The 12,548-nt window shown below is 76.3% G+C and carries 9 protein-coding genes; 3 read left to right on the top strand and 6 right to left on the bottom strand.

The annotated features are described in order from the left end of the window. Positions 1-158 precede the first annotated feature (158 nt). Positions 159-1,409: a hypothetical protein gene (locus tag ACFV4F_RS12935; RefSeq protein ID WP_380502135.1), complete on the top strand. Its 1,251-nt coding sequence runs from the start codon at positions 159-161 to the stop codon at positions 1,407-1,409. Positions 1,410-1,418: 9 nt separating this feature from the next. Here the strand turns inward: ACFV4F_RS12935 and ACFV4F_RS12930 are convergent, their stop codons facing one another. Continuing rightward, the gene (locus tag ACFV4F_RS12930; RefSeq protein ID WP_380443031.1) at positions 1,419-2,378 is read right to left on the bottom strand and encodes a LuxR C-terminal-related transcriptional regulator; all 960 of its coding nucleotides are present in this window, start codon (positions 2,376-2,378) and stop codon (positions 1,419-1,421) included. Positions 2,379-2,571: 193 nt separating this feature from the next. Here ACFV4F_RS12930 and ACFV4F_RS12925 point away from each other — a divergent pair, with 193 nt between their 5' ends. Further along, positions 2,572-3,276, top strand: a complete 705-nt coding sequence (locus tag ACFV4F_RS12925; protein WP_380502133.1) for a G1 family glutamic endopeptidase — start codon at positions 2,572-2,574, stop codon at positions 3,274-3,276. A gap of 51 nt (positions 3,277-3,327) precedes the next feature. Here ACFV4F_RS12925 and ACFV4F_RS12920 read toward each other — a convergent pair whose 3' ends face one another. The 3 genes from ACFV4F_RS12920 to ACFV4F_RS12910 all read right to left on the bottom strand — a co-directional run bounded on the left by ACFV4F_RS12920 (position 3,328) and on the right by ACFV4F_RS12910 (position 6,293). Further along, positions 3,328-5,256: an NACHT domain-containing protein gene (locus ACFV4F_RS12920; protein WP_380502131.1), complete on the bottom strand. Its 1,929-nt coding sequence runs from the start codon at positions 5,254-5,256 to the stop codon at positions 3,328-3,330. 70 nt (positions 5,257-5,326) lie between these two features. Further along, entirely contained in the window at positions 5,327-6,010 is a 684-nt protein-coding gene (locus ACFV4F_RS12915) for a response regulator (RefSeq protein ID WP_380502129.1), read from the bottom strand. Between the two features lie 112 nt (positions 6,011-6,122). Continuing rightward, positions 6,123-6,293 (bottom strand): hypothetical protein, encoded by a 171-nt coding sequence (locus ACFV4F_RS12910; protein ID WP_380502127.1) that lies wholly within the window; start codon positions 6,291-6,293, stop codon positions 6,123-6,125. A 653-nt stretch (positions 6,294-6,946) separates the two neighbouring features. Here ACFV4F_RS12910 and ACFV4F_RS12905 point away from each other — a divergent pair. Then, entirely contained in the window at positions 6,947-8,785 is a 1,839-nt protein-coding gene (locus tag ACFV4F_RS12905; protein ID WP_380502125.1) for a BTAD domain-containing putative transcriptional regulator, read from the top strand. An 8-nt stretch (positions 8,786-8,793) separates the two neighbouring features. On the opposite strand, the gene lanKC is transcribed toward ACFV4F_RS12905, so the two are convergent. Next, positions 8,794-11,301, bottom strand: a complete 2,508-nt coding sequence (gene lanKC, locus ACFV4F_RS12900; protein ID WP_380502123.1) for a class III lanthionine synthetase LanKC — start codon at positions 11,299-11,301, stop codon at positions 8,794-8,796. A 23-nt stretch (positions 11,302-11,324) separates the two neighbouring features. Next, positions 11,325-12,545, bottom strand: a complete 1,221-nt coding sequence (locus tag ACFV4F_RS12895; RefSeq protein ID WP_380502121.1) for an MFS transporter — start codon at positions 12,543-12,545, stop codon at positions 11,325-11,327. Between the last annotated feature and the right edge of the window lie 3 nt (positions 12,546-12,548).

Below are 12,548 nucleotides of genomic sequence, written 5' to 3'. Positions count from 1 at the left end.
CCGATGCTCCGCATGGACTCCCTCCTCCGCCTTGCGATGCACGCACCCAGACGCCGCACGGCCCGCCCTCCGGGCGGACGACGGGGGTTCGAAGACAGACCCCTAACCTGCTCGCATTCCCGAGCGCGTGAGGACGGCCCATGGCCCAGGAGTTGCCCGTGACCGCCCCGCGGGGCACCGCAGAGCCGCCGTCGGCGCCGCCCCCGAGCGGCGGTGTGACGGCGCTGCGGCTGGCCGCGGCCGTGGCCGGCGCGCTGCCGGCCGTGGTGCTGCGGATCGCCGGGGTGCACCCGTCGCCGGTGGCCGGGATGGCGCTGTTCGGGCTCGGGGTGCTGTCCGCGGCGCTGCTGCTCATGTGGGCCGCCGAGACCGCCCGCGCCGACATCTCCGGCCCGCTCGCGCTCGCCCTCCTCGCGTTCATCGCCGTCCTGCCCGAGTACGCCGTCGACCTCTGGTTCGCGTACGCGGCGGGCACCCGGCCCGAGTACGCCGCCTACGCCGCCGCCAACATGACCGGCGCCAACCGGCTGCTCGTCGGCGTCGGCTGGCCGCTGGTCGCGCTGGCCGCGTACGTCGCGGCGCGCCGCCGCGGGGTGGCGCCCGGGATCGGGCTGCGCGAGCACCGCCGCATCGACACCGCGTTCCTGGGCGTCGCCGCGCTGGTGGCCTTCGTGATGCCCGCGGCGCGGCAGATCTCGTGGGTGCTGGCCGCCGTGCTGATCGCCTGGTACGCGTACTACCTGTTCCGGATCGGCCGGTGCAGCGAGACCGACGAGGAGGAACTGGTCGGCGTCCCGGCCCGGCTGGCCGCCCTGCCCCGCGCGCGGCGCCGGTGCACGACCGTCCTGGTCTTCGCCGTCGCCGCCGGGGTCGTCTTCGCGTGCGCCGAGCCGTTCGCGACCTCGCTGGTCGACGCGGGCGCCTCGCTCGGCATCGACCGCTTCCTCCTCGTGCAGTGGCTCGCGCCGCTCGCCTCCGAGGCACCGGAGCTGATCGTCGCCGTGGTGTTCGCGTGGCGGTTGCGCGGCGACGACGGCCTCGGGGCGCTGCTGTCCAGCAAGGTCAACCAGTGGACGCTGCTGATCGGCTGCCTCCCCCTCGCCTACCTGGCCGGGGGCGGCGGCGCCTCGCTCCCGCTGGTCGAGCGCCAGGTGGACGAGGTGCTGCTGACGGCGGCCCAGACGCTCCTCGCGGTCGTCCTGCTGCTCGACCTGCGCTTCCTTCCGTGGAAGGCGGGCCTGCTGTTCGCGCTCTTCGCCGTCCAGTTCGTGCTCCCCGGCGAAAGCGCCCGCCTGGCGCTCAGCTGGGTCTACCTGGCCCTGGCCGTCCCGCTGCTGGTCCTCCGGTGGCGCGAACTGCGGCCCACGGCCCGCGCGCTGGCGGGCCGGATCGAGGGCGATCCGCACTAGCGACCCGCGTCAGAGCAGGTCCGCCCGGGCGGCCTGGATGCCGGCCTGGAACCTGGTCCTGGCGCCGAAGCGGTCCATCAGCTCCCGGACGAGGCGCTGCACCGTCCGGGTGGAGACGCCCAGCTGGCGGCCGATGGACTCGTCGGTCAGTCCGGCCGCGAGCAGGGTGAGCAGCTGCCGGTGCCGGTCCTCGGGGGTCTCCTCGGGGACGGCCGGCAGCCGCATCGCGTGCGACCAGTAGAGCTCGAACAGCCCGGCCAGCGCGTCCAGGAGGGTCGAGGGGCGGATCAGCAGGACGCTCTGCAGCTCGGTGCCCGCGGTGACCGGGAGCAGGGCGTAGCGGTCGTCCAGCAGGGCGAGCTTCAGGGGGAGTTCGGGGTGCACCCGGGCCTGTTCCCCGGCCGCCGTGAAGGTGCGGATCCCGGCGAGCTGCTCCGGGTCGCGCAGCACGCCGCTGTGGTAGACGACCCGGGCGCTCACGCCGCGGGCGAGCAGGGAGAGTTCGGTCTGCGGATCGGCCCGGCGGACGTACGGGGGGCGGTCCAGGATCCGCAGCCGCTCGCGGGCGCCGAGCTGCAGGGTGCGCCACAGTTCGGCGATCGACTCGCGGCCGCTGATCACCTCGACGAGCTCGCCCGCCTCGGTGCCGGGTCTGCCCTGCCGGTAGGTGCGCATGAGCTCGCCGATCCGGCCCCTGGCGCGCCGCAGTTCGACCTCGCGCCGCAGCAGGAGCTCCTCCAGGGCGACGTCGGGCGGGACGGCGGCCCAGTTCCCGTCGCCGGAGCCCTCGACCAGGCCCTGGTCGGACAGCGCGGTCAGCGCGGCGACGACGCTGACGACCCGCAGGTGCAGCCGGGTGGCGAGCCACTCCGCGTCGGCGGCCGGGACGCCGAGCAGCCGGAGGTAGATCTCCTCCTCGACCGTGCCGAGGCCGAGGCCGAAGCCCGCGAACCTGGCTGTACTCGGCACGACGTTCCTCCCCGCGGCCGCCTCCACCGGCGGACGAGTCCCGACTGTGCGCCACTCGGAGCCGGAAATCAAGGGATTGACTTGGTGACAGGTTCCCGCCATGTCGGGTTCCGGCCCCACCTCCGCCCTTCCCGGCCGCCGCGGCCGCCCCCAAGCTGGGCGCACCCCACAACCCCCAGCGAAGGAGCCCCCCATGGCCCTTTCCCGCACCGGCCGGCTGCTGCTCGCGGCCGCCCTGGCCCTCCCGGCCGCGGCCGTCGCCGCACCCGCCGCCTCGGCCGCCCCCACCCACACCGCCCACGCCACCGTGCACAGCTACGGGCACGGCGGCCTGCGCTACGACGGCGGCGTCTGGGGCGGCTACGTCGCCCAGGGCAACGGCTTCCGGAGCGTCTCCGGCTCGTGGACGATGCCCGCCGTGCAGTGCAACACCTCCAACGACCTGTTCGCCCCCTGGGTCGGCATCGACGGCTACGGCTCGCAGACCGTCGAGCAGACCGGCGTCCAGGTCGACTGCTCCAGCGGCGCCCCGGCCTACTCCGCCTGGTACGAGATGTACCCGGCCCCGCCGCAGTACTTCAACGACCCGGTGGACGCCGGCGACAGCTTCACCGCCTCGGTGGTCAACAGCGGCGGCTCGAACTACACGCTGACGATCACCGACACCACCAAGGGCTGGTCGGAGCACACCACCCAGCGGCTCAACGGCCAGAACGTCAGCGCCGAGGCCGTGATCGAGTCCCCGAGCCAGAGCTACCCGTCGTTCGACCGCCTGGACTTCTCCGGCATCACGGTGAACGGCCAGGTCTTCGACGCGTACGGGCCGCAGGCCATCGACAGCGGCCAGTACACCGAGACCGGGCTCAGCAACGGCGCCTTCGCCATCGTCCCCGCCTAAGGACGAAACTGCGGCCCCGGCCCACCCCACGGTGGACCGGGGCCGCACGCCCTACCGCCCCGCGGCCCGGCGGTGGACCAGCCGCTCCCGCAGGCGGGCGTGGCGGAACTGGTACACCGACCCCGCCTGCCGGAGCACACCCCGCCGGTGCGCGTCCTCCAGGAACGCCGTCAGCCGCCACGGCAGCCGCCCGCGCACCGCCAGCACCACGCGGGCGAGCAGGTACCGGCCCGGTTGTGACCGGAGCAGGGAAACCAGCGAGACGTGCAGGCCGAAAACCGGTAGGAGCACCACCAGCTTGACGGTCACGTGGTTCGCAACGAGCAGCACCGCGGTGACGACCGCGAAGGTCACGAGTGAACCGATCACCAGGGCGGCTCCCGTCGCCCGTCGAAGCGCCTTCGCCGCCGACCGCGCGGGAGTCACGGCGTCGTCTGACGTCGCCGTCCGGTCCAGCAGGGCTGCCGCCCAGAGACCCACCAGCGGCGCGGGCAGCATGATCAGCACGGCCCACAGGTGCCCGTTCCGGGCACCGATGGACACGAAGGCGGCGTTGATCAGGCCGAACAGCGCCACCAGGATCGCCAGCAGGAGGAGCATCCCGGGTGAAGGGCGCCGCCAGGGCCGGGTACGGCCGCGGGGCATCCGGCGCGAGACGTACCTGCGCTTCTTGGTCGCGGCGTCCGCGTAGAAGCCGGCTGCCACACCGGCGAAGACGAGGGTCGCCTCCGGCTCGGCCGCCGTCAGCGGCCAGGACGAGGCAAGGCTCAGGACCGCGCCGGCCACTCCGGCCGCGAGACCGCGCTGCCACGCCGGTGCCCCCACCTGCCACCACGCGATGTCCTCGCCGCCCGGCCCGCCGAGGCCCGCCGCGACGCTGGCGAGCCACCGCTTCGCGGCCCGGGCCGGCCAGCGGCGGTGCGGCCCCGGCCGGCCGGGCGGCGCCGGTGCGTCGGGGAAGGCCGTGGCGACCAGCGAGTCGAGGAGGTGGTTCTCGACGGCGGCGGCATCGGGTAGCAGCAGCCGGTCCAGGAGCACGGCGGGATCAGCCGGCCCGGTGAGGTGCACCTCGCGCAGCAGCCCCACCATCAGGGGCGAGGCGAGGGCAGCGGCCAGTGGTCCGTCCGGCTCGGCGCGCAGCGCGTCGATCACCGGCCGCCACTGCTCGGCCCGGTGGGCCGGCGCGGCGGCGCGGAGGAAGGCGACCAGGTCCTCGACCGTCACCGGATCGGCCCGGACCACGGCCGCCGACCGCAGGACGTCGGACTCCTGGACGGCGGCCCAGTACTCGTCCGTCCGGGAGGTCACGACGACCGGGGTGTCCCCCGGCATCGACTCGTTGAGCCGTTGCAACGCCAACGTCCGCCGGTGGGACGGAATTTCGTCCAGCCCGTCGAGCACGTACAGCACTCGCTCCGCCTCGACCAGCCGGCCCGGGCCCTCCGGGCCGCCGAACTCCGCGCGCAGCAGCCGCGGGTACTCCTCGGCGATCCGGCGGGCGGCCCACGCGTGCAGGTGTTCCGCGTCCGGATCCCAGGAGGCCAGGGACAGCAGCACGGGCACCCGGTCGCCCTGCGCGAGCCGGGGGTGCCCGGCGAGCAGGGCCAGGACGAGCAGCACCGCGCTCGTCGTCTTCCCGCTCCCCGGCCCGCCGAGGACGACCAGCCGACGCCGTGGCAACGCCAGGTAGGCCGTGGCCAGTTCGGCCGATGCGAGGGTGTCGGGCTCGCCCTGGCCCCGGTCGAGCATCCACCGGACCCGGAGCGCCGATTCGTCCAGGACGCCCCGGACCCCGGCCTCGGCCCGCCACTGGGCCCCGACCATCCGGGCCAGTTCGAGCGCGGCCCGGTCCACCGGCGTGTCAGCGGTGCCCGGTGGCGTGATCGTGAGGTGGTCGATGCGCCCGGCCATCACCACGTTGTCGGCCGTGCCACCGCTGAACTCGTTGTGGACCCGGTTCGTGCCCCCGTCGTCGCCCATGAGCCGCATGCTAGGGCATGTCTCCGACAGCCCACAGGGGAAGTGCCGACCGTCTCCGCCGGGTCGGCCGTCAGCCCCGGCCGCGGTGGTGCGGGGGCCGGTCCGGGGCGGCCGGGCGGCGCAGCTCGGTGGCGATCAGTGCTGCCTGGACGCGCCGCTCCACGCCGAGCTTGGCGAGCAGGCGGGAGACGTGGTTCTTGACGGTCTTCTCGGCGAGGTAGAGCCGTTCGCCGATCTGACGGTTCGTCAGTCCTTCGCCGATCAGCGCCAGGACCTCTTTCTCACGAGTCGTCAGCTCAGGTCCCGGCGTGGATGGTTGAGCGGGTTCGGCGTCGCTGCGGATGCGGTTGAGCAGGCGGGTGGCCGCTCCCGGGTCGAGCATCGAGCGGCCGGCCGCGACGGTCCTGACGGCGGCCACCAGGTCGGTGCCGCTGATCTGCTTGAGCACGTAGCCGGCGGCGCCCGCCATCACGGCGTCCAGCAGCGCCTCCTCGTCGTCGAAGGAGGTGAGCATCAGGCAGGCCAGGCCCGGCATGCGGGAGCGCAGTTCGCGGCAGACCGACACCCCGTCGCCGTCGCCGAGCCGGACGTCGAGCACGGCCACGTCGGGGCGCAGCGCGGGCACCCGGACCAGGGCCTGTTCGGCGGTCGCGGCATCCCCGACGACCTCCAGGTCCGGCTCGCCGTCCAGCAGGTCGTGCACTCCGCGGCGCACCACCTCGTGGTCGTCCAACAGGAACACCCGGACCGGCATCGCGCGACTCCCCCTCTGTTCACCCCCGCCCACGGACGGCGGGGCCCAGGGCATCATCGCCCACCCGCCGCGGCGGCCCCAGGGCCGAACGGCCCCATTTCACCCCTCGGCCTCACCGCCGCAGGTGCCGCACGTTCCGCAGTCCGAGCAGCAGGAAGGCGAGTTCCAGCGCCGCCGGGCGCGGCGAGCGGACCGGCTTCCCGGCGTCCAGGGCCGCCCACGGCGCGCTCGACTCCCGTTGCTCCTCCCGCCGGTGCCACAGCGCCCGCACCCGGAGCAGCACCCCACCGACCAGCCCCGCGAGTGCGAGCCGGGCGCCCGGACGCCTTTCAGCAGCCGGACCACGGCCGAGCCGGGCCTCCCGGCCCCGACCGCCGTGGCCCGTACGGCGGGTGGCGTCGGGTGCGGCGGCGTGGTGTCGCCCTGTGCCTCGATGGCGCTCAAGGGACGCGCTCCTTCGGAACGTCGCGCGAATGGGGTGGCGATCCATGATCGGAACACGGCACCCGCGCCCCCTAGGGCCGTTGGGCCCGGCCGCCCGGGACCCCTGGGCCCGCGTTCCCGGCCCCCTCCCGGGACCTCCCGCACGGACCTCCCCCGACCTCCCGCACGACCCGCCCGGGACGCCCGGCAGGACCCCCCGGCCTCGGGACGCGCTCGCCCCCGCACCGACGCCCGCTCAAGAACCGCCTGAGCGCAGCCGTCCCTCACCCGGCCCTCACCCCCCGCCGGGCTCGGCCCTCGCGCCGGCGCCCCGCCGACTGACCTGCCCCGACAGCCCGGCCACCCGCCTTACCGGAACCGCGCCACGCGCTTGGCAACCGGCCCGTGCGGGACGACCGACCCTCCGGGGAACGGCGGCCCTCCACTAGCCTGCGCCCGTACGGACCGTCCCCCTGCGAAGCACCCCGCCCCCACCCTCCCGGAGGTCCGCCGATGCCCCTGGCCCCGTCCGCCGACCCCGCCCGGCTGCGCTTCTCCGTGCTCGGCCCGCTCACCGCAGAGGCCGCCGGCCGCCCGCTCGCGCTCGGCGCCCCCAAGCAACGGCTCGTGCTGGCCGTCCTGTTGAGCCGCGCCAACACGGCCGTCCCGGTCGACGTGCTCACCGAGGCGGTCTGGCCCGACGAGCCGCCGCGCACCGCCCGCAAGAACCTCCAGGTCTACATCAGCACCCTGCGCACCCTGCTCGGCCGCGGCGACGGCCCGGACCGGCTCGTCCACTCGGCCGCCGGCTACCTGCTGCGCGTCGCCGAACCCGAGCTCGACGTGCTGCGCTTCCGCGCCCTCGCCCGGGCCGGGCGGGCCGCCGCCGACAGCGGAGCGCTCGCCCCGGCGGCCCGGCTGCTGCGCCAGGCCCTCGACCTGTGGCAGGGCCCGCCGCTCGCCGACCTGCGCCGCTCCCCTGCCGTCGAGGCCGAGGCCGAACGCCTGGAGGCGCGCTGCCTGGGCGTCCACGAGGACTGGGCGGAGACGGAGCTGGAGCTCGGCAACGCCGCCGCCGTGGCCGAGGACCTGGCCGACCTCGCCGAGCGGCACCCGCTGCGCGAGCGGCTCCAGGCCGCCCGGATGAACGCCCTGCACCTGTCCGGCCGCCAGGCCGAGGCCCTCGCCGTCTACGACCACCACCGCCAACTCCTCGCACGGGAGTTGGGCCTCGAACCGAGCCCGGCGCTGACCACCCTCTACCGCCGCCTGCTGACCACCGGCCGCGCCCGCCCGGCCGGCGCCAGGCCCGCCGCCGGCCCCGGCACCTCGCTGCTGCCCGCCGACACCGCCGACTTCACCGGCCGCACCGACGAACTCCACGGCCTGCTGGACGCGCTGGGCGGCGACGGCGGACGCGTCGCGGTGCTCTCCGGCCCGGCCGGCGTCGGGAAGACGACGCTCGCCGTGCACGCCGCCCACCTGCTCGCCGAGCGCTACCCGGACGGCCGCCTGCTCGTCCGCCTGCGCACCACCGACGGCAGGCCGCGCCCGCTCCCCGACGTCCTCGCCGAGCTCGCCGCCCTCACCGGCCGCCCCGACGACGGCAGCGCCGACGACGGCCACCCCGGCCACGCGCCCGCCGACCCCGCCCGGGCCGCCGCCCTGTGGCGCGCCTCGCTGGCCGGCCGCCGGATGCTGCTCGTCCTCGACGACGCCCCCGGCGAGGCCGCCGTCCGCGAACTCGCACCCGACTCCGGCCCGAGCGCCGCCCTCGTCACCTCGCGCAGCCAGCTCGCCGGGCTCGGCTCCGTGCACCGCACCACCGTGCCGTTCCTCGCCCCGGCCGAGGCCCTCGACCTGCTCGGCCGCATCGTCGGCCCCGGCCGGATCGGCACCGACCGCGCCGCCGCCGCCCGGATCGTCGAGTCCTGCGGCCTGCTGCCGCTCGCCGTCCGGGTCGGCGGCACCCGGCTGGCCGTGCTGCGCCACCTCCCGCTCGCCGAGTACGCGGCCCGCCTGGCCGACCCGACCGGCGCCCTCGACGAACTCGTCGCCGGGGACGTCGCCGTCCGCGCGCGCCTGGACTCCGGCTGGCGCGACCTCACCGACCAGGGCCGCCTCGCCCTCGGCCGGCTCGCCGCGCTCCCGCTGTCGCTGCTCTTCACCCTCCCCGAGGCGGCCACCGCCCTCGGCCGCCCCGAACGCGTCGCCCTGCGCACGCTGGAGGCGCTCGCCGACACGGGCGCCGTGACCTCCCCGACCGGCGAGGTGGCCGCCCACGCCGCCCTGTACGGCCTGCCGCGCCTCACCCACCTCCACGCGCGCGAGCGCACCGGCGACCTGGCCTGAGCCCCGGATCACCCCGCCGTCAGCGCGTCCAGCAGCCCCTTGCCCCCGATCTCGTGCAGCGCCAGCAGCACCCCCGCCGCCCCCGTGTGGAGGTCGGCCGAGAAGCGCCGCAGCCGCATGCCCGGCACGAGCAGCCCCTCCGGCCGCGCCACGAGGTGCCACTCCAGGTTCCGCACCTGTCCGAGCACGGCGTCCCGCACGGCCGTCCCGCCCAGTGCGTCCAGCGCCAGCAGCAGGCCCGCACGCCCGCGGAACAGCCCCGGCTCCCGGACGAACCCGGGCGCGCACACCCGCCGGACGCCCGCCAGGAACCCGTCCCAGCCCTCGTCCCCGAGCGCCGCGTACTCCTGCGCGACGAGGGCGATCCCGCTGCTCCCGCGGTCGAGGTACGCCAGGTGCCGCCCGCCGTCGAGCACCTGCACCGACCCGTCCGGTGCGGTCACGCACTGCGCCCGGGCCCGCGCGAGCGCCGCCCGGCCGGACGCCAACAGCCAGTCCTCGCCGGTCCGTTGGTAGAGCCGTAGCTGGACGAAGGCGATCCCGGCCCAGCCGTACAGCAGCCCGGCCCCGGCCGGCGCGGCCAGCCCGGGCACGTACTCTCCCCGGACGACCGCCGCCAGCGCCCGCCCGTCCTCGACGGCGTCCGCCAACTCCCGTGCGCCGCCCAGCGCGTCGGCGAGCCGCAGCCGGGCGAGCGCCGCCCCGGCCCGGCCCCCGAACAGCGCGGCGGTCGGCGCCGGCGCCTCCCCGCGCACCCGCTCCACGGCCTCGGCGGCCTCCGCCGCCCGCCCGACCCGTGCGAGCACCGCCGCCGCACCGAGCGGCCCGTCGAAGAGCCCGCCGCCACAAGGCCGTCCGACCCGGCGCAGGGCCGCGACCAGCCAGTCCGTGTAGTCGTCGAGGTGCGGGGCGCCGACGCGGTGCAGCGCGTGGAGGACGCCGGCGGCGCCGTGCGCGAAGCCCGTCCCGCCGTCCGCGAAGCCGGCCGGGTCGCCGGGGAAGAGCCGGTCCGGGCGGTCCGGTGTCGCGCCGGCATGGATCCCTGCGATCAACTCCCGGGCGACACCGTCGAATTCCGGGCCTTCGAGCGGCGACCGGTCGACCACCCGAGTCGTGGCCGCACCCGGCCGGGCCGGCCCCGCCTCCGCCCCGAGTCCGAACCACTCCCGGGCCCGCCGCTCCAACCCGGCCGGCTTGCCCGGGTCCAGGTCGGCCAGCTCCGTCAGCGGCATCAGCATGAACAGCCAAGTGGCCCACAGCATGTAGCGGTCCGCATCGGCACCGCCCAGCCCGGCGGGCGCGTGCAGCCCGCCCGCGCCCGCCCGCGGCACGCGCGAACTCCCCAGCTCGTCCGCGTACTCGAAGTCGACGAGCACCACCGAACCGTCCGGCCGCAGCACGACGTTGGCCGGGTGCAGGTCCCCGTACCGGACGCCGCGCCCGTGCACCGCGTCGAGCGCCGCCGCCAGCCCGGCCACCACACCGTCCACCCACGCCGCGTACGCCGCCAGCTCCGACGGGCCGCAGTCCTGGTGCACCAGCGGGTACCGCCGGATCACCTCGCCGAACAACTGGACGCCCTCGACGTGCTCCTGCACCAGGAAGGTGTGCTCCCACACCTCCCGCACCCCGTGCAGCCGGGGCACGCAGTCCAGCCCCGCCAGCCGCTCCAGCGCCCACCGCTCGCGGCGCAGCCGGGTGACGGCGTCGTCCCCGGCCGCGTCCAGCCCGGCGTGCGGGCGCGCCTCGCGCAGCACCACGCGCTCACCGCTCTCCCGGTGCTCGGCCAGGTAGATCCCGCCCGCGCTGGAGAACTGGAGCACCTCCCGGACGGTGTACGGGAACGCGCCGACCGCCGCCTCCCGCGCCGCCAGGTGCGGCCGCAGTGCCGCGGGCAGCGTGACCCACGACGGCACCCGGAACACCGGGTCGCGCCGGTCCGGCACCAGCTCGCCGGACGGGTCGCGCAGCGCGGGGACGGCTCGCCCGTTCCCGTCCCGGCACCACAGCTCGACGAACGCGCCGTAGCGCGCGTACACGGGCGCCGTGCCGATCCGCAGGTCGGTGAGCACGTACGGGCCGCGCCGCCCGTCCAGGAGCGCGCTCAACTCCCGTGCGAGGAGCAGGAACTCGTCCTCGTCGCGCGGGTACACCGTGACGAACTTGCCGCTGCTCCCCCGCCCCATGTACTTCCCGGAGACGACCAGGAGCGCGTCCGCGCTGCGCAGGAACTTGAACGCCACCCGGCGCGCCAGGCACACCCGCGCGACGTCGGCCAGCGTCGCCTCCGCCTCCTCCGGCACCGCCGACACGTGGATCTTCCAGCCCTGCTCCGGCAGCCGCCCGCCCTCGGGCCGCAACGCCGTCCAGAGCCCGCGCTCCTCGCGGCGCCACCCGGCGGGCGGCGCGCCGAGCGCGAGCGGGTAGCGGGTGGCGCGGTCGCGCAGGCGGCCGGGGGTGTCGTAGTACGTCCGGTCGGCGAGGCAGTACAGCTGGGTCTCCTGGACGCCGGCCACGGGCAGCTCCTTCGTCGGATCCGTCAGGCGGTCTGGAGTTGCGGCCCGCGCCGGACGGGTGGCGCCCAGGTCACGACGGCCGCGCACAGCGCGATGGCGAGTGCCAGCACGGCGAAGGTCCGGGTGCCGCCCAGCGCGCCCAGCAGGGCGCCGCCGGCCAGCGGGCCGAAGGGCTGGACGAGTGTGGACAGGAAGCCGGCCGCGCTCTGCACCCGGCCGATCCGGTCCTTCGGCGCGGCGAGCAGCATGCCGGAGACGAACCCGATGCTGGCGATCGTCGACAGGCACATGCAGGCCGCGCAGAGCAGGCCGATCAGCGCCGGTGCCCGCGTGACGACCAGCACCCCGGCGGTCAGCGCGGCGGCCCAGCAACTGACCGCGACCAGACCGCCGTCGCGCGCCCGCCCGTCCAGCCGCGGCGCGAGCAGCGCCCCGGCGAAGGCCCCGGCCGCGGTGAACGACACCACGGTGCCGCCGCCGAGGCCGGACCGTCCGCCGTCGGAGGCGACGGCGAGCGTGGTGAACATCAGCGCGCTGAACGCGAAGTTCATCCCGAGCCCGAAGATCAGCAGCAGCGTGCGCAGGTACGGCTGCCGCCAGATGAAGGCGATCCCGGCGGTCAACTCGCCCCGGTCGAAGACCGATCCGGCCTTCCTCTCGGGGTGGGACCGGGTCCGCATCAGCGCCACGCAGACGGTCGACAGCAGCAGTCCTACGCCCTCCGCGACGAAGGGCAGCACCGGGTGCCAGGCGAACAGGGCGCCGCCCCCGAGCGGCCCGACCAGCCGGGCGGCGGCCCCCCGCGCCTGCATCCGGGCGGACGCGGCGCGGGCCTGCTCGGGCGGCACGACCGCGCGCAACAGGCCGCCGGCGGCGGGACCGTACGTACTGGCGATGAGTGCCCCGGCGGCGGCGACGAGCAGCACCAGCGGCAGCGGCGCGTGCCCGCGCAGGACGGCGAGCACCAGGGCGGTGACGGCGAGCAGGCTGCCGACGTCGCACAGCCGCATCAGCCGGCGCCGCTCGATCCGGTCGGCGAGCACACCGCCGGGCAGCATGCTCAGCAGCAGCGCGCCGATGGACACGGTGCCGATCGCCCCCGCCCGCGCGGCCGATCCGGTCTCCCGCAGCACGAGCAACGGCAGCGCGATCGAGGCGAGTTGGGCGCCGAGCGAGGCGAGCAGGCCGCCGATCCAGAGCAGCCGGAAGTCGCGGTTGCCGGCCAGCGACGTGGGCTCCGGCAACGT

Source organism: Kitasatospora sp. NPDC059722, from assembly GCF_042733235.1.
GTDB lineage: Bacteria > Actinomycetota > Actinomycetes > Streptomycetales > Streptomycetaceae > Kitasatospora.
The sequence above is the reverse complement of the archived record's forward strand: the minus strand, read 5'-3'. Positions and strand labels throughout refer to the sequence as shown.